This window comes from Enterococcus moraviensis ATCC BAA-383 (genome assembly GCF_000407445.1).
Classification (GTDB): Bacteria; Bacillota; Bacilli; order Lactobacillales; family Enterococcaceae; genus Enterococcus_L; species Enterococcus_L moraviensis.
On sequence record NZ_ASWB01000003.1, the window covers coordinates 264,421 to 287,063 of the forward strand.

Below are 22,643 nucleotides of genomic sequence, written 5' to 3' on the forward strand. Positions count from 1 at the left end.
TAGAACCGTACAACTCTTTTACTATAGAGAGTTATACGGTTCTTATTTTTGCCACAACCAATAAATCATAAAATAGTAAATGATGTATCTGATTTAATGATTTACTATTTTACGAGCTACTTACATTGTCATCTTATTCTTTTTACTATTTTGATAAACACATTACTGAAAAAAAAGAAACAATAGAATAAGTATTGAGACTACTCTATATATCCATTTTACAAATAACTTGCCAACTTTTCTTCAGCATCCTAAAGCAAGAATTGTATCACGAAAAAGTCTACCAAAGTCAAGTTAAGACAAGCGATTGAGAACTACATTTATTAGTATAAACATCACCAGATCAAAGAAAAACTTAACTGAAAAAGTCCATTAGAGTTTCGACAATTCAACCAAAAAACTGCATAAAAAATAGAGTGGAAAATCCACTCTATAAAAGTCTTACTTTTTGGAATCACTATAGCCACTACATTTTTGCCAGCCTTTTTATTTTAAATTACTTTTCTACAAGGGATTTTATACTCAAGAATATATTTTTCTGATTCCAAAATCAAATACGCAGAATTTAAATCTGGATAAGTGTTTAATATTTAGAATAGCTTAATACGTGACAGAATTTCGTGAAATTAAGGAAGAAGCCTCTTTGATTTTATTTTTATAATCATTAAGCAACTCATATTGTTCCGATATTTTTTGTTGTGCAATTACATCTAACTTACCGTATTTATCTACGGGAATATTAATTTTTAGAGATAAAATTGCACTTTTTAATAGACTTTTATGTTTCTGACCTTTTGAAATTTTTGATAACTCAATTTCAATACTATACTTAATAAAGCCTAAATCAATAAGATTTTCATATTCGCTTTTCAAATAAATTATGCAATTATTTTGAGATAAGCTAAACTTACCAGAAACAATTGTAGTTCTTCCTGTGTTTCCTACAGTAACAATCCTTAAACAACCTTTTGGAAAATCAAAATCAAAAGAATTCATCATTCCTATAATTCCATTGTTATATATCTGTCCAGAATAGCATGGATAAATCCCTATATTTTTAGGATTATTAAGATATGTTTTTGTATATTTACTTGCATTTTTCCCCTTAGAAAAACAAAAAATTTCATCTATTGACATAGAGACGTAGTTAAAATTCTTAACCAATTCAACGGAATTATTTTCTAGTTTTAAAATATTACTCTCAATTTTCTTTTTATACTCTGAGATATTCTTAAATTTTGAAGCAATTTCTTTTTGTATATTTATATTAAATACGTTATCTTCATCAGAAGGAATTGAAATAGTTAATTTTTTTATCGTCCCTAATGGTAGTTTGGTATACTCATTTTTCCCTTTTATCCCTTTACGACCTTTAATATGTTTTCGAAATAAAGGTTCTAAAATATACTTCAAATACAACAAATCTATTTTCCCTTCATATTTTCCTTTAAGAATAAGGGGTCTTACTTTTTCAGATAAAGAAAATTTATGCTTTCTATAAAAAACATATCCTGCAAAACCATCTATACTAACTGTAAGGCAATTCTCGAAATATTTAACATCAGATAAATTATCTTGAACAAATCCATATGAAATCTCATCTTCTTTTTTTGACGCACCGTAAACTGGAATTTCACCAGGATGTTCATTTATAAACCTTTTTGTAAATTCGGATGAATTTGTAGAATAATTGAAATCAAACAATTCATTTAAAGAAATCACTTGTTTTTTAACCATTCTAATTCCTCCTTAAAACTATTGATTATATCAATTGTATCTGTAAGTATTTCTTGATATTCACTTATACTTAAAGTAATTACTTCTTCTTCAAATCCTAAAGAAACTTTTTCATCATCTGACCACCAATTTTCAATTATCCATGATTCGTCTGGATTGAAACTTTGGACATCTATTAGTTTCAAATGTGCATCTTCCGAAAAATACGATTTGAACGGTTCTTTTAGTTCTTCTCTCTCTGTATAATCAAGCTTTCTATAATGATTATACTTTTCAATCGCATTTGATAAATCATTATCATCAATATCAAAGCGATATACATCTAAAGTTTCCCCGATAGATTTACATAGATATGCAAATATAGGGTATGCTTGTATAGTAGAAGATTTTAGTTCTGCAGTTGTTTTTTTTCTAATAGTTAATATATAAGTCTTTTTAGGGGTGTTAAAAAAAGTATCTACGGGTAAGGATATAATGCTTTCTACAAAACAATTTTTAATTAAAAATTGCTTTAATTTTCGATTTGATTCATTCGAAAAAATCCCATCAGGTAGAACAACATTTGCTACACCACCAGGCTTTAGAGACTTCATAATCCATTCTAAGAATATAGCCTCCACGCCTAATCCCCCAAGTTTATATTGCCCTGTTTCTTTAGCTTTTTGAGACATTACTTTCGACTGATAGTATGGAGGATTTGCTAAAATCAAATCATAGCTATTTTCTTCAATCTTATCAAGAGTCCCTAGCGCTGTAGTGAATACTTTAAAAGTTCCATTGAGTAATTTATCAGCAATTTTTGAGATGTTATCCTTATTATTTTGAAATAGCTTTGAACAGTAGATTAACATGTTAGCCTTAGCCAAAATAACTGTAATATCGTCACCATCAGACATCATTTTTTCATAACCTGTTAACGATATATTTGATTGAAATTCTCCATTTTCAACTTTAAAATAATTATCCAAATTATCATCAATCGCTTCTAATAAAAATTTACCAACACCACTAGCTGGATCACAAATTTTCATTTTGGGCTTAATATCTACCATCGATACCATACCCTGTACAATTTTTAACGGAGTAAAAAACTGCCCCATCTCAGATTTCTCATCATTATTTTTCATAAATGTTTCAAATAATTTCGATTTGAAATCTTTACTAATATATTTAAATTGACCAGCTTTTTTCTCATACTGTTTAAATTCTAAGATTACTTGTTTGAAAACAAAATCAGTATTATCTGGTGAAAAATATTCTCCACCTCTTTTTTCTACATGGAAAATTTGTCCATTGATAATGGTAGTGCCATCTTCTCCCTCAGGAAATAAATATCTCATTTGTTCGCGTGCTCCATCAGAATATTTCCCTAGAATTGTTGCATCATCATATTGAGGGATGCCGTTAACACCGTACAAGCGATATATATAATCAAAAGAGTTCTCTCCTTTTAATATTTCAATATCTGAAAGGTATTTAAATAAGAATACCTCTACAAAAGTATATAACGCCATTTTTGATGAAGCAAATGTTAGATTTTTTAGTACGCCATTTATTTTTATAGCCAAATCAGTAGGATCAATATATTCCTTTTTCAAAATAATATCATTTTGCTCATTCACAGATTCACTAATTTCTAATATTAATTTTTCAAGAACTTCAGCATTTTTTTTAGGACTAACAGGGAGAAGTATCTCCTCTTCATTCTCATTTAAAATTCGATTGCCAGTTTGAGGATTTATCCAAATAAAGGAATCTCCGTCAGATACCACAAAAATTTTTGCATTTAATTCTTTTGCCACATAAATTTCTTGATTAATTGCTTTTTGTATATCTTTTTCTGACTTAAATTTTTGTGGAATTTTTTGCTCTTGATACACAATTACTTCTCTATTACTATCAAGTATTAATACATCTGGCTTTTTATTTTTTATGTTGTTCGAGATTGGATAGCTCTTGATAGTCTTTGATTTTATTAGATCTGAAATAGTCGTAGCTCCTAGACTCAAACAAATATACTTTTCTCCTATTTTAACGTTTTCACTATATAAATTATTTTGAATGGTTTGTTCTGACATTTTATATTGTCTCCCCGCATATTTAAATTTACTTTAATGTATCTTCTATCGAAATATAACATATTATTTTTAACAATTTATGGAATTGAAAAGTAGCCTTGTGATTTTTTATGATTATTCACTCGCTCTCTTTCTTACTTAATTATTTTTTTAGTTTTCTCATTTCTATTTATTACTTAGAAAACTTGCTCTCACATCACTAACCCCACAAATATAATTCATATCAACATTATAAAATTTGGCAAGTTTAATCATAGATTCTAAAGGTATTCTCGTCTTCCCATATTCATAATCAGCATAAGTTCTCTGTCCCACGTTTAACAACGCCGCAACTTCTCTCTGTGTATAATCGTTATCCTCACGTAATGACCTTATTCGCCTAATATAATCCATAGCCATCCCTCTTTTAAATTATTCTATCCTAGAGTTATAAACTCAATTACATTTTAGAGTTATAAACTCTAAAAACAAACTATCATCTAACCTTAAACTAACTATTTTTCAGGAAATGAGTTCTTTACATTACTAACTCCACAAATATAATTCATATCAACGCCATAAAATTTGGCTAATACAATCATGGAATCTAGAGGTATTCTCGTTTTTCCATATTCATAATCAGCATAGGTTCTTTGTCCAACATTCAACAGCGCCGCAACTTCTCTTTGCTTATAGTCGTTATCCTCACGTAATGCTCTTATCCTCTTAATATAATCCATGAATTATCTCCTTTTTAATTATTTTACGATAGAGTTATAAACTCTATTGACTTTCAGAGTCATAAACTCTAAAATAGACTTAAGAACAAAAACAACGAATGAAAAAATAGAAATCATTAGGAGGTTCAACATGGCTCACCCAATAAAAATTATCACCTATCAAGATCTACATAAACTAAATCATTCAATCCAACTATTAAAGAACTGGCACGAAACATTCAGTTCACTAAAAAACAACACCCAAAATCATTCTATTCCCGATAACCTCTTCTATGAACATGAGCGAATACTAAAAACATTAGCTCAAGAAACACATAAACTTAAAACCAAAGAGAAACTGAAAAACATTTTGATTTAAGATCCTAGCCGCAAAATGGGATTTTAAAGTTCATCAGTATTAGCCGAACTGATACTCCTGAACAATAGATTTAAACAAGTAGTTGACTATCTAACTACTTGTTTTTTTGAATAATTAATAGTACTTGAATCATTTTATATTTTATACAAAAAAGGCTCAGTGGTTTTCACTCACTAATGCCTTTTCAATAATAGTTTACAATTTAGCTAATTGCACTTCAAGAAAACTGGAAAATGATCCGTATACTAAACTTAGCTAGCTTTTATTAGTTAGTAATTTGCTTATATAGTTTATTCTAGATTTAATAATTTATTAGCAATATCCAGTTCGTTATCTCTAAAAAATATGTCATCGCCAAATGATTCTATAAAAATCGTCTTTAATGTACTAGCTAAGTTTTCTACTGATAATCGTTCTTTTCTCTTTAAAACATTCATAATTTTTCTTATTTCTTGACTATATTCATCTTCGGGAGCCATTGGAAATAAATCAATCGGATCCCATTCATTAATTATTTTTTCAACTTTATCATACATAATTTTACGTATTTTCCAAACAATTTCCTTTATAGATTTACTTACCTTCATGTTTATTTTTTCATTATCCCAATATATAAATATTGTTTTGAACTGCTACAAGGGATTTTTTTAGATTTCCAACCCTTTTTTTACATCTAAAAGCAAGTTATATATTCTATCATCTAAAGGTACATAGTTTTTTAGGTATGTTTCTAAGTAGCTGTAAAATTCTTTGAACGTAACATAAGCTTGGCTGTTTTGATTTACGCTTGAATAGTCAGCCTCTACATCAATCAAAATATGTTTATCATCTAAAGGTATTTCTAATTGTGATAACTCATACTCATCTAAATCTCCTCTAAAGCAAATTGCCTTACCTTCGACAATATCCCCTTCCTGCTGAGAGAACTTTTTTAGAGCTTTTTCAATTCCTAACTTTCTGTGAGCTATTTCAAAAAATATATCATCTAAAATCATTTTTTTATCAGCTTGGTCTTCTAAAATCACATAGTTCATTTTCCGTCTCCTTAGTCTAAAATCGGGATTTTTTTTTACATTATTTAAATAATTATTTACATTTTCGCCAAATTTAAAATCATTCACTCCACTAACTTTCCCTACATCTTTCCCTTTATCAACAGTCTTAACAACATCCGCCGACTTCAAAATATCTTTCACTCGATCGATCGGCAATATAGCTAATAAAAAGAAAACACCTGAAGATGACCGCTGCATCGCCATAGAATCTTTCCCAAACAAGATCTCAATATCATCAACATTCGTAAGGATTTTAAAAATCTCTGGTCCATACTTTTTAAACAATTCAACATTATGAACACGAAACAGTTCATGTAACTCTTTTGTTCTTTGAACATCCAATTTCCCATTACGATAAATCTGATATTCGACGCCATTCGATAATTCTTTGATGACCACATCAATTCGGTCTTTGGGTTGTGCGTTGTTACAGTTCTTTAGTTTTCTGTAGCAATTTCTTTGTATCTAGTAGCATCCATTTCTAATTAAAAAAAGTCTAGAAGAATTTCCACTAGACTTTTTTGACGTGTATATGCTCAAGAAAATTGAATTTATTCAATAGTAAAGTTACTTTATATAGTATTTATTATCTATTTTTAAATATATCTTATTATCTATTTTTATTAAGCAATTCCATTCATAGACTCCTTCTTCACTATCCATGTAAATTATTATTGATTCATGTTCACTAGAAATTGGATTAATTGAAAATTTTGAAGCATTGATAATTTCTTTTAAATGAGTCATGTCATAATTATCATCAGAAAAAAATAATATATTATCCAATGCATCTTTCCTCATTTCAGATATATTAGAGTAATTTTTGCGCTTGGGATTGGATAACAACCACATATTTATTACATCCTCTTTAGATACTTTTGACAGATTTTCTAATAGTTTTTCATCAAAATAAATATAGTCAACAAATGTTTGAAACTCTTGGGGGGCAAATAATATAGGTTGATATTTATATTCACTTTGAACGACATCAGAGTCTTGGGGTACTGCTACTACAAGATCATTAAATCTTTTCAAAACCGAGTAAAAATATTGTTTAGTACCATAATTCACTTTTAAGAGAATTTCATTATTTACCTTTTTTACAATTCCCAATACTGAGCCACTGTGAATGAGAATATCATTTTTGTAAATTTCACACCAATCTTTATATTCACCTGATATAGTATGCCTGTATCGTTCTATTTTAATTCTCCTTCTATATTATTCATTATTTAAAAATTTTGTGAAATCTTCTGGTATCTGTGGATTACTTGAAAACAGACATTCTACAATTTCTTCATGATCAGTCATAATAACTTCTTGATAATTATTATCACTTTTCCACTCTACTTTATCGTATGTCTCATCTGAATGTGCTACACTTTCTATAGAAAAGTAATGTTTCTCAACTCCATATTGAACCAAATCATCTAAGAACTTTAATTCATATTTATACTCAATATGAATTAAGTTATATAGTCTTGAAATAATTGCATCTTCCTCTATTGTAGAGCTCAGAAATTCTATCAAATCTTCTTTTTTCATTTTTATCTCCTACTCACTTAGCTAGTTGGAATATATATTACGAAACGGCATCAGCGATTTTCACTCACTAAGACCGTTTCAATAAGTTTATCCTACTAAAATAGCAAATCAACTGTCCGAGCAGCTTTTGTGTGAGTTTAGCCATATTCGTTAATATCTATCCTTTTACTCCCTCTACTGATAGAATACTTTTTCATCTCACTTTCCCTGAAACTAAAGAAAATGTTATATTTTCTCCGTCACTACACTCAATACTAATAGAATCATTTCCCTCTAAATAATAATCTTCAATTATATCTCTAAATCCCATTTTCCATAAAAAAGAACCATCATTTTTATAAATAAATATATCTAACTCACAAACATATATAATATAGTTTGAAACAGAATCTATTAATATATCATATAATAAAGACGGTAGTTTTTCTTCAAACAGCACAGATTTAGTAGTATAGTCTATACACGCAAAAATACTATTTATCCCTAAAAACACCTTATTTGATTGAGGTAATAATTTTATTTGTGGTTCCAAACCAATATCATAATAAATAAATCCTACCTCAGATAAATTGTTACTAAATTTTATAAACTTGTTACTTTCAGACACTTCTTCACTAAATAAGAAAGAATTCTTACCTAAGTTTTTCTCTAATTCAATTGCTGACTCATAATGCTCTATTTCCCAAGAATCCATTTATTTCCCACCTTTAACAATTATTGTTAGTAATCTGTCTCCATCCCAAACAGATTCTATTTTCACGCCCCCACTTGGACCTTTTAAAAAACTTTCTCTTACAGTTGTTGTATAATTTACGGTTGGCAGACCTGGTAACTCTTTAGCCACATAGCTTCTTGTTTCTGTTTTTAAAATATTGGAAGAATCATTAATAGCATCTTTTAAATGATTATTTAGGAATTCTCTGCTATTCGGTGTATCATAAATTCCAATTTTACTTAACTCACTTTGCATAGTTTGTGATCTTTGAATGTTATGCTTATTTCCTTTAGCTTTTCCAAACAAATAATCAAGTTTATTTCCTAGCTCTGGACTTTTTAGGTTTCCAACCCCACTAGCTTTCCCAACATCTTTCCCTCTATCAACAGTCTTCACAACATCCGCCGACTTCTCAAACTCTTTCAACGCTTCCCACTCTTTAACAGTCAACTTAACTGCATCCAGCGTATAATCGCCATTTCTAAGCAACTTAGCTGACTTCAAAATATCCTTCACTCGATCAATCGGCAATACAGCTAATAACAAGAAAACACCAGAAGATGAGCGTTGCATCGTCGTTGAATCTTTTGCAAGCAGGATCTCAATATCATCAATATTGGTAAGAATTTTAAAAATCTCTGGTCCATACTCTTTAAACAATTCAACATTATGCACACAAAACAGTTCATGTAACTCTTTTGTTTTTTGAACATCCAATTTTCCATTGCGATAAATCTGATATTCGACGCCATTCGATAATTCTTTGATGACCACATCGATTCGGTCTTTCGGTTGTGCTTTGTTAAAGTCCTTTAGTGCTTTATACCATTTTTGATTTTTAAAATCAATGGTTTTATAACCATCTTTACCGCCTGAAAAATTTCCAGCACTGCCTAGAAAGGCTAATCCTTCGGCAATTGAAGCAATAACTGTTTGGACATCTGAGAAATCACTGCCATGTGCTGCTTCAAAGGCGCTATATTTTTCGAGAATCTCAATTTTCTTTGCGGTTCCTAGCATACTTTGTTTATTAAAAAATTGGTTCACAAATGGCACATCTTCAAAGGCTTTTGCCAAAGCTTCCATGATCACATCATTTTCTGCTTGTAGACGACGTAACTCAGCTTTTAGCCCTTCCATTTTTGCGGTATCTAAATCATTTTCTGCTGGTCCAACTTCTGAGGTAAAGGCGCTCAAGTAAGAGGTGATCGCATCATCAAGGGTATTTAAGGCATTGCCCACTGTCGTTGATACTTCAGAGTAGGCATCAAAATAACTTTTGGTCGAATCCCACCCTGTACCAGATAATTTCCCTGCACTTTGAAACGCTTGTTGCGCCTCTTTAAAGGAATTTAGTTGATCTAATACTGTTAAACGTAGCGTTTGGACTTCACTGGCAACGTTTTGCCATTCCGTATATCTAAATTTAGGCATCTTCCTCCTCCTTTTGTGCTTGTTTCTTTTTTTGCAGCCATAGGAGGTCGTCTTCTGCTTGGATTTTCTTACGTTCTGTTTCACTTACTAATTCAGTTAACTCTTCTTTGCCCGCATCAAAAGTTCGAAATGCTTCTGTTCGTTCATCTTCTAGCATTTCTAAATCTATCCTAGCTGAACGTTCTGCTTCTGTTCCTTTGCTGTAATAGAGAAATTCTTCTAATATCGCTGCTTGTTGTTGGTAAACACGTTGTAGATCATTGAGTAGAAAATCACTTTCGGTATCTTTTTTCTTTAACTCTATTTTTCGATCTTCATATTCTTCGATTTTCACCTGTAGTTGTTTTTCTTCCATAAAGCACCTACTTTACTGCATTTTTTTCAGCCTGTTTGATGGCTTGATGTATTTTTTCTAAGTTTCCAATATCTTTTGATGCGTTGCTTTTGAATATTGAGACGATGGTACTAAGAGAAGAAACACTACTTTTCATTGCACTAGCAGCGCTACTTTCGGAAAAGCTCATGCTACTTGCTTTTTTTGGTTTGAATGACAATGATGAGATACTGCTTGTAAATTTACTTGTTAACGAATTTACAGTTGCTACATCGGTACTGATTTTACCTGACATGTGAACATCTCCTTTACTTAATTTGATGATACTAGTACAATTCCATTGTTTTACCCCAATTAAACTCCATAGATAGACAATTATTTTTCAGTTAAATAATCAACCATTAAAAACATAATGTAATTTAAGAATAACACAATGGAAGGGTGGTATCTTTTCAATTTATTTCATCTACTCATCATTTTTTGATAAATCATATTGAAGGCACGGAAAACATTTATCTACTAATAATTTCCCACAAAACAATCAGTTCACTAAAAACAAAAACCATAAACATTCTATTCCGGACAACCTCTTCTACGAGTATGAGTGAATACTAAAAACATTAGGTTGAGAAACACAAAAACTGAAAAACATTTTGATTTAGACTCCTAGCGGCAAATAAGATTTTAAAGTTCATCAGTATTAGCCAAACTGATACTAAGCAAGTAGTTGACTATTATAGCTACTTTTTTTAATTAAATATCTGCAGATGTATGCGTATATCTTATGATGTTTACACAAAGCATTTTAAGATTTAACACAACTTAATTTCAACTCAAAAAAGGCTAGAGAGAATTCCTCTAAACCACATAACAACGATTTTCGCTACTTTTTTATAGTTCATTTCATGTGAACTATTGATAACTAACCTGTTGAGAAAGTTCGAAAATAAATTATACATCATTTTTAATCTTGATTACTTTTCATATAGGATGAAAAATTGACGACAATAAGCATTTCATATATAGTTGTTTTCTAATCAAAATAATAAGAAGTTGTTACTTATGAAAAAATTTATCTTGTTGTTGTTTGTAGCTGTATTTTTACTCCCCTCATCAAAAAAAGTATATGCTGATGATTTAAGTAGTGTTATGGATCAGTATGCACTAACTGGAAAAGAGTTAGATGAATTTGAAAAAAATGAACGGGACATATCACGTTCTACTCGATCATTAGCCCCTCAAAAAACGGAAACTGAGTTAAAAGAACAATACACCTCTTTGCTAGAAAGCGGCTACTTAGGTTCTGATGTAACTTTTGAGATGTACAGAGAGTTAGCCACTGCTACACCTCCGACTGATCCTGTAGTTTCAAATGCACGCTCAGTTGCTGGTAATCCACAACCTGGTGATATTATGATTACAAATGGGACTTCATTTGGTGGACTAACTGGACATGCCGGCATCTTTCTAAATAATGGAACTATTCTAAGTATACAAGGTGGTGGATACAAGCCTGCTACCATGTCCATTATTGATTGGGCAAAAAAATATATGAGCAAAAAAGGACAATGGACTAAAATTTATAGACCTGCTGCTAAATACAAACCCAAAGCAGCTTATCAGTGGGCTATAAATAATTATAGAGGAAAAAATTATTCATATGGAATAACTACAAATATATGGTCTAAGAATCCAACCTACTGCTCTAAAATAGTTTGGCAAGCTTATTGGTATTCTTCTGCTGCCGCTCAAGTAGGTGGTATGAAACAACCGTTAATCGTAAGTCCTTATGATGTACCAGCATACTTTAACTCAAGACCTACCCATGTTGGAACTTGGTCTGCATAGGTCTCCACCTATGTATTAAAAAATATAAAGGATAGTAAAACTATGAACCTATTTAGATTTATTTTTAATATAATTTGGGGCATTCTTGCTTTTTTAATTTCATTTGGTCTATTACGTGTCATAACAAAAGCCAGTTATAATGATTTTTCTGGTAGCGGTACAATTATTTATACTACAATGCTCATCATTTACGTGATTGTAACTATCCTTTTATCCGTAATCTGTTCAAAAAAGTATTTATTTTTTTTAGTTTTGCTAGCAATACTTTGTATTGTTTATCCGTTACTATTAATTTATTTCCTTAACAATTTTAAACTGTAATAGATAAACAATCGTATGAACTTATAGTTACGTTCATACGATTGTTTTTTGTAAAATTAATACAGTTTATTCAATTGATTTTTCGACTTATACTAGTTTTTATCAACGTATTTCGTTTTACTTTCTTTCTCAGAAAATATATTTCTTTCTGTTTCTTCCCTATTTGACATATACTATACTTTCTTCTCTGCTCTCACTGTTAAGCTCGTAATGGATTGTTACCTTAGCTTCTTTTTCCTTGAGCTGCGAAAGTTCATTAGTCAAATCCAATTCAGTCTCTTCCTCACTCAAAATATTTGTTGTTATTATTGTAAGACCGCGAGCCTCACCAATCGACTCCCATTTGTTATCTTTCTTTATTGAAAACTCAGTCTCTGATTCTAAAATCGTAATAATATCTTTGGTCTCATTTTTAATAAACAATTTCATACCTTGAAACTTCAAAACAATTGGTGAAACTTCATCCTTTGAATCTTTAGTATTACTACCAATTTTTGAACAACCTACTACCAACAATAATAACATCCCTGTTAAACAAAATTTTTTCATCAGTTCTCCTTCCTTGATAACAAATAAATCATATCACAATAAGGCTTTTTAAAAAAACTACTTTAAATTTATTCATTTTTTTAACATGCTCATATGATACATTTTTGTTTACTATACTATTATAATCAACAATAATAAGGAAGTTCCACACGGCTCACTCGATAAAAGTAATCACCTATCAAGACCTACATAAACTAAATCATTCGATCCAACAATTTAAAATCCTAGACGCAAAATAGGATTTTAAAGTTAATCAGTATTAGCCGAACTCATACTAATGAACGATAGATTTAAACAAGTAGTTGGCTAACCGGCTACTTATTTTTTGATTATACGTCAGGCTATATTATTCATTATTTAAAATTTTTTTGAAATCTTCTGGTATCTGTGGTTTACTTGAAAACAAACACTCTACAATTTCTTCATGCTCAGTCATAATAACTTCTTGATAATTATTATCACTTTTCCACTCTACTTTATCGTATGTCTAATCTGAATGTGCTACACTTTCTATAGAAAAGTAATTACAAGACACTCTAAATGCTTCAATCAACTTATCATCCGAATTTCATATCAATTTTAAAATCGGTTGGTTGTATATTTAATAATTCTCTCCTTCCATCTAAAAAAGGATTCCTAATTTCTTTAATAAGAAACTCATTAGTCGTTTTCCTAACAAAATAAATCCAATAATCTTCTTTGAATTCATCCTTTTCGGAAAATTTAAGCTCATTAATTGATAGATAGAATGTATTTTGTTCTGAATTAGTTGACTTAACTTCAATGTATCTTTTTGTCCCATCTTCATTAAAGCTCAAAATATCATAACCAGCTGCTGCATTTTCTTTAGAAACCTGTTTAATATCTTCAATTTTATTAGAAAGTCCTATGGTTTTCAGCCTTTCTTTTTCATACTCCAGAACCTTTTCCTCCGCTATTGCTCCTCTAACTTTTTGCTCTTTTAATTGATTTTCTAAATCTTTTTGCGAAATTCTTTTATTAGAAGAATAGTCGAAATTTTTTTCAGGTGCTTTAATTAAATTATTATTTGTATCTTTCACAACGGGAAGTTGAATATCAAAATTCGAGATTTTCTTTTCTCCCTTGTCTTTTCTAACTACACCTAATTCTTGAATACTCCAGTCTTCTTTGACTTTACCAAATAGATAGTAGAGAAGTCTAGAGTACTTATGGTTTGACATTTTTTCTGTTAACAAATAATTATCTTTTTCATTTAGCAGTTCTTTAATCAAGTCAAAGTGTTTAAAATTTTCTCTATATGAATTATCTTGCTTCATTTCCACCAAGAAATTTTGAAGATGTCTTGTTGAAAATACTGTAAAATATGAATCTGGATTATACATTGCAGCCATCTTATATTTAAATGTTGGCGGAAATTCTATGCTTTGCAACGTTTCATCGTCCATCGCTATAGCAGCATTATAGATTTCGATCATTCTTCTCTTATATGTAGAAAAAACCTCATCAACAGTTGCTCCATACTTCTTTGATTTGGGATCTTTTATTACTTTTTTTTTATCCTTGCTATAATATACTCCAGCAAACTCAGGTCTATTTCCTACTCTTCCCACTATTTCCGTATCTCTTGTAAGTGTATAGAAAAATCCTGACTTGCCTTTTACTTCTCCGTAAATATATTCATCTATCGTCATATTCTCGATTTTTTCAGGACTATACCTTAGTTGAAATTCTTTTATAGCAGATTCGTAATTTTCATTATCAGTTGCAGAGTAAAAATCTTCATCTAGAAACTCCTGCACATACTTTTCATAATTCTCCAAAACCATATAAACATCTCCTTATATATATATTTTAAACATCATAAAACTAAAAAAATACATTTTAATCTTAACACATATCATTTTATCATTATATATCAACTTGATTAAATGCATAATTTCATCTGCAACTATTTAGCGACCAATCTAATAATAATGAACCTATTTATGCAAAACTAAAGGATATAAAAAGCTTTCATAACAGTAATTATATACTCTACCAACTATTATGATTACAGAGTGGGAATATTTAAAAAGAATCGCGAAATCCTTTCGTATCAAAGATTTCACGATTCTTTTTCTGTTGCAACTAATAACTCATAAATGAAGGAGAGATTTACTAAAATATTGGCTCAAAAATCTAATACAAAATCACTGAGATCTTGAACTCTCTATTACTCTCCAAAGTTTTTACCTGTCTCTTCTTTGTATACATCTTCCATATTTGAAAAACTACTAACTAAAAATTCTTTTGTTTCGCTGACATTATCTATAATATATGTTAAGTCAGCATACACCTCCATAAAAAGATCTACAAGTTCTTCCGCATCTTTTGTTTTATACTTTTCCAACTTGTCCAATGCTAAAGGAAGCCTATTCAGTTCAGACTCCAAATCAGCTGAATTTTCGTCTACTTCTTCTAAACTTGAGGGTGTAAACAGTTTATTATCATGCACTTCATTGATTCTTTTTAGTTCAGTAATGACCTTCTCTAGATCTTTTGATAGTGTCGTCATGGAATTCTCCTTCCTTGCTTAGCAGCTTTCGCTGTTTTTGCTCCATTTATAGATCCATCAAGATTTAAAACAAATCTGAAGTTGCCTTGCTTATCAAATACTTCTAAATGATCTTTATGTTGACCATCTAAATAAAATTGATCATTCTTTCTGAGGTTTTCCGATATCTTTCTATCTGCTTTATAAACTTGTTGTCCATCATAATTTTTTTTTCGTCTTAGAAACTTTATTTTTAATTGAAGATCCAAATTCTGTTTCAAAGAATTCCTTCATATTTGTGATTGCGTTAGAGTTCCCTTGATACTTTCCATTATGCAGATTTCCAAATGCACTTGTCAATACTCCTGCACCATGTCCAGATAAAGCTAAACCACTTGCATTAATTGCTGGTATAGCTGCCGTACTCGCACCTCCAGTAGCTGGAGAAGCGGCTACACTACCTGCCGTTCCACCAAACATCCAAAGAAATCCGCCCACAAACTCCGCACCACCTTGAGCAAGTGATAATAGGTCTGCTAGCATCTGACCGTTCGCATAGCCGCTTGTATTTGATAAATGTGGATTGACTTGACGATTGCCAAACAGTTCATTTAAATCTGTGGTGATTTAATACAATCTTCTGTCTTTGTTTCCTTATCCTTTTTGAGCAAAGTAATAACCACACAATTTTATCACAAAAGATCACATTTATTATTATTAGAATTATTTTTCATGATAATTGTAAAATTCATAACTCTTTTATGAGCATGAGCGAATACTAAAAACATTAGATCAAGAACCACAAAAAATTAAAAGCAAACAGAAACTCAAAAACATTTTGATTTAAAATCCTAGCCGCAAAATAGGACTTTAAAGTTAACCAATAATAGCCATAACTATGACTGGTTAACGATAGATTGAAACAAGTAGTTGACTCTCTAACTACTTGTTTTTTACGTTTTAAGACGATTCATTTTCAGAAAAAAAAGCCTAGAGGGAATCCCTCTAAGCATTACTATCGAGCATTTATGATTGATTGAAATTTTTTAACCCCATGAAAGCCCCAAGCCATTGCTTCAAGGTCAACATCATAAGCCGACATGCCAACAAATAAAGGGACTGCGCTCGTTGGAAATCTTTCTTCAGTCTCAACCTTCTGGTTCTTCGCTTCAATTTCTTTAGAGCCTGTTGGATCTAATACAAACCTTCTACGCATAAGAAATCCCTCCTACTTATAGAATAACTTATCATCATTCTATAAGTAGGAGGTGAGATTTGCTAAAATATTGATTTACTAAAAGAATTCTACTTCAAGGACAAACCCAATATTCTTTTTTGAATAAGAAATGAGTTGATACTGCAATGATTTATCCGTTTGATTTGTTGTGTAAAATGTTACGTGAGGAAACTCTAAAAAAAAGACAAGTTTCATGAACAATTGTTTTATATCCTCTTTTTCAAGTTCATTCGTGGTAATCTTTAGAATGAAGACCTCATTCTCTCTATCAAATGACAGATCTGAATCTTTTATATCTTTTTCTTGGTATTCAATAAAGGATCTAATTTCAGCGCCTATACCAGGTTCATACTCGTGATTTATTTCATCTGCTATCTTCTTAAAAAAGTCTTTCATATTTCTCCTACTTTCTATTTGGGTATATATTTCCCTTTTGGAGCAGAAGAGTGAACTGAGACAATTCCTCCTCTATCGTTCGTAACTACTTTATTACCTCTCGAATCAATATATTCCCATGTTTTTCTTCCCAATTCATCAATTTTTGATTTTCTTGTTTTCGTATTATTATCAATAATAGCATCGATTATTTCTGGAGTAAATCCTCTCTCATTATCGTAATCAGACGTGCCAACAAGTAACGGGACTGTGTTCGTTGGAAACATTTTTCCAGTCTTACCCTCCTGGTTCTTCGCTTCAATTTTTCTGATAATCTCTTCGATTTCTTTAGAGTTTGTTGGATCTAATAAAAACCTTCCACACATAAGAAATCCCTCCTGTCTGTAGAATAACTTATCGTCATTCTACAGACAGGAGGGATTTTCTAAAATATTAATTTTTTAAAAGAACTCCGCATCCAAAACAAACCCTACATTTTTTTTTGAATATGAAATAAGTTGATAGTGAAGAGACTTATCAGTTTGTTTTACTGTGTAAAATGTAGTATGAGGAAATTCTATAAAGCGTACTAATTTTCTAAATAACTGTTTTTTCTCCAATAGTCCCATATCGTTTGTTTCGATTCTTAGAATAAAGAATTCTCTATCCTTGTCAAAACCTAGAGAAAAGTCATTAATATCTTCTCCTTGATATTCAATGAACGAATTAATCTCGGATTCAATTCCTGTTTCGTGTTCATGGTTTATTTCTTCTGCTATTTTTTAAAAAAAGTCTGTCATTTTACTCCAACTTTCTACTTTGGTTTTGGTATATATATTCCATCAGGATCAGGAGAATGTACAGAGACAATACCTCCCCTTTCATTGGTTACTACTTTGTTACCTCTTGGATCTTTGTACTCCCAGGTTTTCCTTCCAAGTGAGTCAACTTTTGATTTTCTTGTTTTCATATCGTTGTCAATGATTGCATCGATTCTTTCCGGAGAAAATCCTCTCTCATTATCGTGATCAGACATGCTGGTAAGTATAGGAAATGTGTTCGTTGGAAATATTTCTCCGATCTTACTCTCCTAGTTCTTCGCTTCAATTTTCCTGATAATCTTTTCAATCTATTTAGAGTTTGCTGGTTCAAACAAAAACCTTCCGAACATACGAAACCCCTCCTGTCTGTAGAATAACTTATCGTCATTCTACAAGCAGAAGGGAACATTTGTTAAAAAATGCCTTTTGCCTATTTGAATTTGTTTACTTCAGTAATAAATTCGTCAATTACCTCTTCAAACATTTCTTTTTCGATATAAGCGACACCTTCTTTGTGTACAAACTCTGCTCCATACTGAGAGTACGCATCGTGAGCAGACCACGAAATCTCTAACCATTTACCATCTTCACTATAAAAACTAGCAGGTAGTAAAAAGCTGCCGCCTCTAGCTGACAACCATGAATGACTGTACATCCAATCAGCTATATTTTCTAATGCATTAAATTCTTCATCTTCTGAAGTAAAAATGAAGTCAGCATCTCTATAAAATTTAATTTTTTCAGCAATAGTATCCCCTCTTAATCGAATTGGAAACGGAGGAGGAGTTGGATCAAAGAACATGTTTTTACTTTCTTCAAACCATTCTGCTAACTCAATGATACTTCCTTTAAACGGATATATAGTTTCATTTTGACTGAAGCTAGTAATCCTCTTATCGTTTATAATCAGATCAAATTCTCCATAACCATCCTCTTGAATCTTAAACTCGAAAGCAACTCTCTCTGTATCTCCAATAATCATATTATTCCCTCTATTCTTATCGTTTTAAAAACTTTCTGTATTGAGCATTCGTTATCAATCCATCTTTTTGCATAGCTCGTAGCACATCTGCCGGAACCTCTCTCTGTATATTTTCCACTACATCATAAGCATGCCAACTTCCGGTTGTGTCCGGTTGAAATTTTACCAATTTACCATCCCAAAAATTAAATAATTGTTTTTTATCTTTAGAGGTGTATGCCGTATCTAACAGTCTTTGTCCAACTTCTTGAGTAGGGATTGAATTAGGACTTCCCCAACCGCTCTTTGGATCATGCTTTGGACTAGGTTCATATTTTCCGTTAGGATAATTTCCAGAACCATAACCAACACCTAAGCTCCCCCAAGCGCTTTGTAATACTCCTGCACCATGTCCAGATAAAGCTAAACCACTTGCATTAATTGCTGGTATAGCTGCCGCACTCGCACCTCCAGTAGCTGGAGAAGCGGCTACACTACCTGCCGTCCCACCAAACATCCAAAGAAATCCGCCCACAAACTCCGCACCACCTTGAGCAAGTGATAATAGGTCTGCTAGCATCTGACCGTTCGCATAGCCGCTTGTATTTGATAAATGTGGATTGACTTGACGATTGCCAAACAGTTCATTTAAAATCGACTTTCCATTGTTATTTGCCCATTGATCAAGAAACCCTGATCCAAGACCTCTTAACCCCTGTATATCTTGTAACTGGATCATACCTTGGATTTCTCGTGTGCGTTTTGGATCAAACTCGCCGTTTATGAATACACCAATCAAGTTGCCTGCTTCATCAAACTGGTATCCGATTCTCTCATTTTCAAGTTCAATATCCTTTACTTTCGCATCAATCTTCTTCTGTCTCTTATCCCAAGCACGTCCGATTGGTTTTGTCCAAGACATATTCACTCGTCCTAAATCAAATGTTCCGGAAGAAGCATTCCATGCTGCACCTTTTTCAACTTCGGCTAGTCCAGCATCAAAGTTGGCCAGCTGTGCTTCAAAATCAGCGAACAGGTCTGGAGAACTGGTATGAAAATCATGGAGCTTCTGAAGCTTTTCTTCACTTTCTCTAATAGCTGCCTGCACATGCATATAACGTTGTTCCAATCCTTGATTGGGTTCTTTCTCTTTATCCATTCGTTGTGCCATGCTTTGTAAGGTCAACTCGCCTTGTGCGATCACTGCCTTCAGTTGATCCTCGATTACATCGCAGGTATCTACTTATGATTGAAACTCTTCAGGAAACTTACTGTGTGCTTCAATCAGTGCTTCACATACCAGAATAAATCCACTGGCTAAGGTTGGATAAACCGCAGAGAAATACTGCTTCGCCGAATCATACGTTTTACCGGATAAAGGTGCACTCATAAAATGACTGACGCTATCTTTTAGAACACCGCTAAACTGGACATACTGAGCGGCCATCTGCTTTGCAGCAGCACTTTGTCCATTAACCTCGCCAACAAAAAAATCTAATCCCATTCGTCCACACCCACTTCCTGATCAAGCAGTTGCTTTCTTTCCAAATACAGTTGGTCTTCTTTGTCAACAAGATTCTTCTTTTCTGCCAAAAGTTCTTCTGAGCGTTCCTCGACTTGCAGGCGTTGTTTTTGTTGTAATGAGCGTGATTCAGCTTCCAACTCAACAAAGTAATGTTGCTTTTCTGCCCCTTGATTCGCTTCCATAAGTTCCTGGTAAAATCGCTGTTCTAAATTTTGGATCTCGCCATAGTCATATTCAGTTTCAGCTAGCTTTCTTAGTTCTCTTTGATTGCTTTCTAGCTCTAAATCCAGTTGTGCGAGTTCCAGCTGGATCATTGCTTCTCTATCCACCTGTTTCATTTGAACGTCCCCCCGTTAAAGAGGTTCGTCATACCGATGTTTATCTTTTGATCGATTGCTGCAAACTCTTTAGCCACGGAATGAATATTATTCCCGTCACGAGCAATTGCATTAGATAATCGCTGTCCTCTGCTATGTACGCTTGTTAAGCTATTCTTTGCATTTGTGTTACCACTAACAGACGTGCGCTCTGCCAAAGACGTTGCCGCATTCACTGAAGACAATCCGCTTGCCGCTTTACTCATTTGTGCTGATACACCACCAGCGATCGATAAACTACTATTGATCCCCATAATTTACTCCTTTTTATTTAGTCATTAATAGTCTAACACAAAAAGAGAATTATTTTTTATCAAAAATAATATAAATACATGTCAATGAATGAAAAAGGGCGATGACTGAAACTCATGACTAAAATAAAAAAATCTGAGCTAGATAAACTCTTAAAAACAGTAGAATCTTCAAACGAAGAAATGTACAATCAATTGTATAGTTTAAATCATCGGATTTCCGAATTTTCAAGTGAACCAGCTCTTTCTGGTGATGGGTGGGATAGTGCGAAGAATAAATTTCAAAATGGTTATTCCGTTGTTACACCTGCCTTATCTGATGTTTTAGGCGTTGTTGAGCAACAATTGAGCCAGTACATCAATTCCTTTTCAGCAGAGGTAGATACCAACAAAGACAAACTAGATATGAAAGATTTACAAGATTTGTATTTTGAAGCACAACGATTGACCGCTGAACATAATAAAATTTTAACACAATTAGCAGAGATGCCGATTATCGGAAAATTGTTTAACGAGTTTAATTTGACAAAAATTATGGATGATATTGAGGTATTACAGGATTTTCAGCAATTTGTTTCAGCTCATAGTAGTGATTTTGATTACATTGATGAATTGTTAACCAACATTGAAATGGGTATCACTGAGTTAGGTAGTGATGCCAGTTTTTTAGGTGCAAATGTTGGCTTTGCGATGGTAGATTATAGCAAATCAAATTGGTCTAAAGGGATTACTAATTTTAAAAAAGCCCATAAAAAAGAGATTGATGCAGGTGTCAGTCGTTATAAGCTCCGAATACAAGCAAGAACTGCTGGTACAGTGATTGATCTACAACAAATGGGTATGAATATGGACATCATGAACCTAAAGGGTCCATGGGAAAATGCTGCCAGAGATTTTTATATGCCTGATTATCAGAATAAAGCCTTACTCTTAAATAGAGATATGAAGATCTCTGATTTTAATAAGAATGCGCCTAAAGATGATCGTTTCCTTAACTCACCAATCCTATTTGATTTGAGTGATTTAAAGAATACATCCAATTTCCAAAATGAGAACGCACTTGCTCATATTTTCCAAGGAAACTTAAATCGTAGAGGAAGTGCAGGTGGTTATCATTCAGAATTTATTCCAAATACACCAGGTAGAATTGTTCCTGGTACCAAGACACCACCAAAGGTTTCTGGAGTATATACAGGTCAGGTTACTGTTAACGGAGTACCAAAAACTGGGAACCAAGGAGTATCAAGTTTTTTCCCTGAACATTGGGATCCTCAGTTTGTTGTAAATACTATCAATGGCGCATATGAAAATCGTACTTTGGTTAAAGGAAATACTTACAATGGCTCATACAATGGAATAACAGTACAAATGTACATCGACTCCAACGGAAAAATTATATCAGCATTCCCATTACTAAAATAAAGGAGAAATAAATTTATGAAATTTAAAATAAAGTATATTCAGTTTAAAAACATTCCTAAACCTAATATCCAAGCCTGTTTCCTTTTTTCTGATAGTCAGACTAAATATGATATTCTCGAAGAATTGCTTAATGATAGCTTTGTTAGCGCCATTCCAGAAGACAATCATGTGCTACAATCTCTAAATGAAATTGCTTCTGGTAAACAAGAGTCCTTAATAAGCGGCACGGAAAGAGTGATGATGCACATCGCTAAAAATGAGACACTTTTAACTGATAACTTTGATGGTGTTTATGATAATATTGATATTTTACAACCTTTAAAAGTTTCCACATCCGATTTAAGAGATTTAATCATTTGGTGGATTCAAGAAAAACCACGATTAGAAAAGATTGCGAATGATAGTGGTTTATCTGCTGATGAACTAAACGATACAAGTGATAATACAGACTCATAACTCTAACCTT

The 22,643-nt window shown here is 32.1% G+C and carries 28 protein-coding genes; 3 read left to right on the forward strand and 25 right to left on the reverse strand.

The features are described from left to right. Window positions 1-600: 600 nt before the first annotated feature. The 12 genes from I586_RS11310 to I586_RS11370 form a co-directional block, all read right to left on the reverse strand. Window positions 601-1,737, reverse strand: coding sequence for a restriction endonuclease subunit S (locus tag I586_RS11310; protein WP_010766273.1), 1,137 nt, complete (start codon window positions 1,735-1,737; stop codon window positions 601-603). Further along, on the reverse strand, window positions 1,719-3,815 hold the full coding sequence (locus I586_RS11315) for an HsdM family class I SAM-dependent methyltransferase (RefSeq protein WP_010766274.1): 2,097 nt from the start codon (window positions 3,813-3,815) through the stop codon (window positions 1,719-1,721). Before I586_RS11315 ends, I586_RS11310 begins: the two co-directional genes overlap by 19 nt. A 165-nt stretch (window positions 3,816-3,980) precedes the next feature. Continuing rightward, entirely contained in the window at window positions 3,981-4,214 is a 234-nt protein-coding gene (locus I586_RS11320) for a helix-turn-helix domain-containing protein (protein ID WP_341830612.1), read from the reverse strand. 95 nt (window positions 4,215-4,309) lie between these two features. Beyond that, window positions 4,310-4,534 carry a helix-turn-helix domain-containing protein gene (locus I586_RS11325; protein WP_010766276.1) on the reverse strand — a complete coding sequence of 75 codons (225 nt, stop codon included), beginning with the start codon at window positions 4,532-4,534 and terminating at the stop codon, window positions 4,310-4,312. Between the two features lie 648 nt (window positions 4,535-5,182). Continuing rightward, window positions 5,183-5,479 (reverse strand): DUF1871 family protein, encoded by a 297-nt coding sequence (locus I586_RS11335; protein ID WP_208597459.1) that lies wholly within the window; start codon window positions 5,477-5,479, stop codon window positions 5,183-5,185. 60 nt (window positions 5,480-5,539) lie between these two features. Continuing rightward, window positions 5,540-6,346, reverse strand: a complete 807-nt coding sequence (locus I586_RS17400) for a hypothetical protein (RefSeq protein ID WP_010766279.1) — start codon at window positions 6,344-6,346, stop codon at window positions 5,540-5,542. A 168-nt stretch (window positions 6,347-6,514) separates the two neighbouring features. After that, complete coding sequence (locus I586_RS17155) at window positions 6,515-7,060, reverse strand: hypothetical protein (protein WP_211272686.1); 546 nt, start codon at window positions 7,058-7,060, stop codon at window positions 6,515-6,517. A gap of 108 nt (window positions 7,061-7,168) precedes the next feature. Continuing rightward, entirely contained in the window at window positions 7,169-7,492 is a 324-nt protein-coding gene (locus I586_RS11350; protein ID WP_010766281.1) for a hypothetical protein, read from the reverse strand. Window positions 7,493-7,685: 193 nt separating this feature from the next. Next, window positions 7,686-8,186 (reverse strand): hypothetical protein, encoded by a 501-nt coding sequence (locus I586_RS11355; RefSeq protein ID WP_010766282.1) that lies wholly within the window; start codon window positions 8,184-8,186, stop codon window positions 7,686-7,688. Beyond that, window positions 8,187-9,641 carry a T7SS effector LXG polymorphic toxin gene (locus I586_RS11360; protein ID WP_010766283.1) on the reverse strand — a complete coding sequence of 485 codons (1,455 nt, stop codon included), beginning with the start codon at window positions 9,639-9,641 and terminating at the stop codon, window positions 8,187-8,189. Then, window positions 9,634-9,996 carry a hypothetical protein gene (locus tag I586_RS11365; protein ID WP_010766284.1) on the reverse strand — a complete coding sequence of 121 codons (363 nt, stop codon included), beginning with the start codon at window positions 9,994-9,996 and terminating at the stop codon, window positions 9,634-9,636. Before I586_RS11365 ends, I586_RS11360 begins: the two co-directional genes overlap by 8 nt. Window positions 9,997-10,003: 7 nt before the next feature. Beyond that, window positions 10,004-10,270: a DUF3130 family protein gene (locus I586_RS11370; protein ID WP_010766285.1), complete on the reverse strand. Its 267-nt coding sequence runs from the start codon at window positions 10,268-10,270 to the stop codon at window positions 10,004-10,006. A gap of 767 nt (window positions 10,271-11,037) precedes the next feature. Here I586_RS11370 and I586_RS11375 point away from each other — a divergent pair. Beyond that, the gene (locus I586_RS11375) at window positions 11,038-11,823 is read left to right on the forward strand and encodes a C40 family peptidase (RefSeq protein ID WP_010766286.1); all 786 of its coding nucleotides are present in this window, start codon (window positions 11,038-11,040) and stop codon (window positions 11,821-11,823) included. 480 nt (window positions 11,824-12,303) lie between these two features. Here I586_RS11375 and I586_RS11380 read toward each other — a convergent pair whose 3' ends face one another. The 13 genes from I586_RS11380 to I586_RS11445 form a co-directional block, all read right to left on the reverse strand. Next, window positions 12,304-12,693, reverse strand: coding sequence for a hypothetical protein (locus I586_RS11380; RefSeq protein WP_010766288.1), 390 nt, complete (start codon window positions 12,691-12,693; stop codon window positions 12,304-12,306). Window positions 12,694-13,250: 557 nt separating this feature from the next. After that, window positions 13,251-14,501 (reverse strand): protein NO VEIN domain-containing protein, encoded by a 1,251-nt coding sequence (locus tag I586_RS11385; protein ID WP_010766289.1) that lies wholly within the window; start codon window positions 14,499-14,501, stop codon window positions 13,251-13,253. Window positions 14,502-14,887: 386 nt separating this feature from the next. Continuing rightward, window positions 14,888-15,229 (reverse strand): hypothetical protein, encoded by a 342-nt coding sequence (locus tag I586_RS11390; RefSeq protein ID WP_010766290.1) that lies wholly within the window; start codon window positions 15,227-15,229, stop codon window positions 14,888-14,890. Continuing rightward, entirely contained in the window at window positions 15,226-15,489 is a 264-nt protein-coding gene (locus I586_RS17485) for a hypothetical protein (RefSeq protein WP_010766291.1), read from the reverse strand. Before I586_RS17485 ends, I586_RS11390 begins: the two co-directional genes overlap by 4 nt. Continuing rightward, the gene (locus I586_RS11400) at window positions 15,428-15,751 is read right to left on the reverse strand and encodes a hypothetical protein (protein ID WP_010766292.1); all 324 of its coding nucleotides are present in this window, start codon (window positions 15,749-15,751) and stop codon (window positions 15,428-15,430) included. The genes I586_RS17485 and I586_RS11400 overlap by 62 nt, the downstream gene beginning before the upstream one ends. A gap of 472 nt (window positions 15,752-16,223) precedes the next feature. Next, entirely contained in the window at window positions 16,224-16,424 is a 201-nt protein-coding gene (locus I586_RS11405) for a hypothetical protein (RefSeq protein WP_010766293.1), read from the reverse strand. A 78-nt stretch (window positions 16,425-16,502) separates the two neighbouring features. Continuing rightward, complete coding sequence (locus tag I586_RS11410; protein ID WP_010766294.1) at window positions 16,503-16,841, reverse strand: hypothetical protein; 339 nt, start codon at window positions 16,839-16,841, stop codon at window positions 16,503-16,505. A gap of 14 nt (window positions 16,842-16,855) precedes the next feature. Then, complete coding sequence (locus tag I586_RS11415; protein WP_010766295.1) at window positions 16,856-17,206, reverse strand: hypothetical protein; 351 nt, start codon at window positions 17,204-17,206, stop codon at window positions 16,856-16,858. Window positions 17,207-18,071: 865 nt separating this feature from the next. Then, the gene (locus I586_RS11425) at window positions 18,072-18,623 is read right to left on the reverse strand and encodes a hypothetical protein (protein ID WP_010766296.1); all 552 of its coding nucleotides are present in this window, start codon (window positions 18,621-18,623) and stop codon (window positions 18,072-18,074) included. A 16-nt stretch (window positions 18,624-18,639) separates the two neighbouring features. Beyond that, a complete protein-coding gene (locus I586_RS17405; RefSeq protein WP_010766297.1) occupies window positions 18,640-19,806 on the reverse strand; it encodes a hypothetical protein in 1,167 nt (388 codons plus the stop codon). A gap of 39 nt (window positions 19,807-19,845) precedes the next feature. Then, window positions 19,846-20,106, reverse strand: a complete 261-nt coding sequence (locus I586_RS17410; RefSeq protein WP_010766298.1) for an LXG domain-containing protein — start codon at window positions 20,104-20,106, stop codon at window positions 19,846-19,848. Next, complete coding sequence (locus I586_RS11440) at window positions 20,097-20,465, reverse strand: DUF3958 family protein (RefSeq protein ID WP_010766299.1); 369 nt, start codon at window positions 20,463-20,465, stop codon at window positions 20,097-20,099. The genes I586_RS17410 and I586_RS11440 overlap by 10 nt, the downstream gene beginning before the upstream one ends. Continuing rightward, a complete protein-coding gene (locus tag I586_RS11445) occupies window positions 20,462-20,758 on the reverse strand; it encodes a TIGR04197 family type VII secretion effector (protein WP_010766300.1) in 297 nt (98 codons plus the stop codon). The genes I586_RS11440 and I586_RS11445 overlap by 4 nt, the downstream gene beginning before the upstream one ends. A 114-nt stretch (window positions 20,759-20,872) precedes the next feature. Between I586_RS11445 and I586_RS11450 the strand changes: the two genes are divergently transcribed. Then, on the forward strand, window positions 20,873-22,177 hold the full coding sequence (locus tag I586_RS11450) for an EndoU domain-containing protein (protein ID WP_010766301.1): 1,305 nt from the start codon (window positions 20,873-20,875) through the stop codon (window positions 22,175-22,177). A 15-nt stretch (window positions 22,178-22,192) separates the two neighbouring features. Next, entirely contained in the window at window positions 22,193-22,633 is a 441-nt protein-coding gene (locus tag I586_RS11455) for a hypothetical protein (protein WP_010766302.1), read from the forward strand. Window positions 22,634-22,643: the final 10 nt, after the last annotated feature.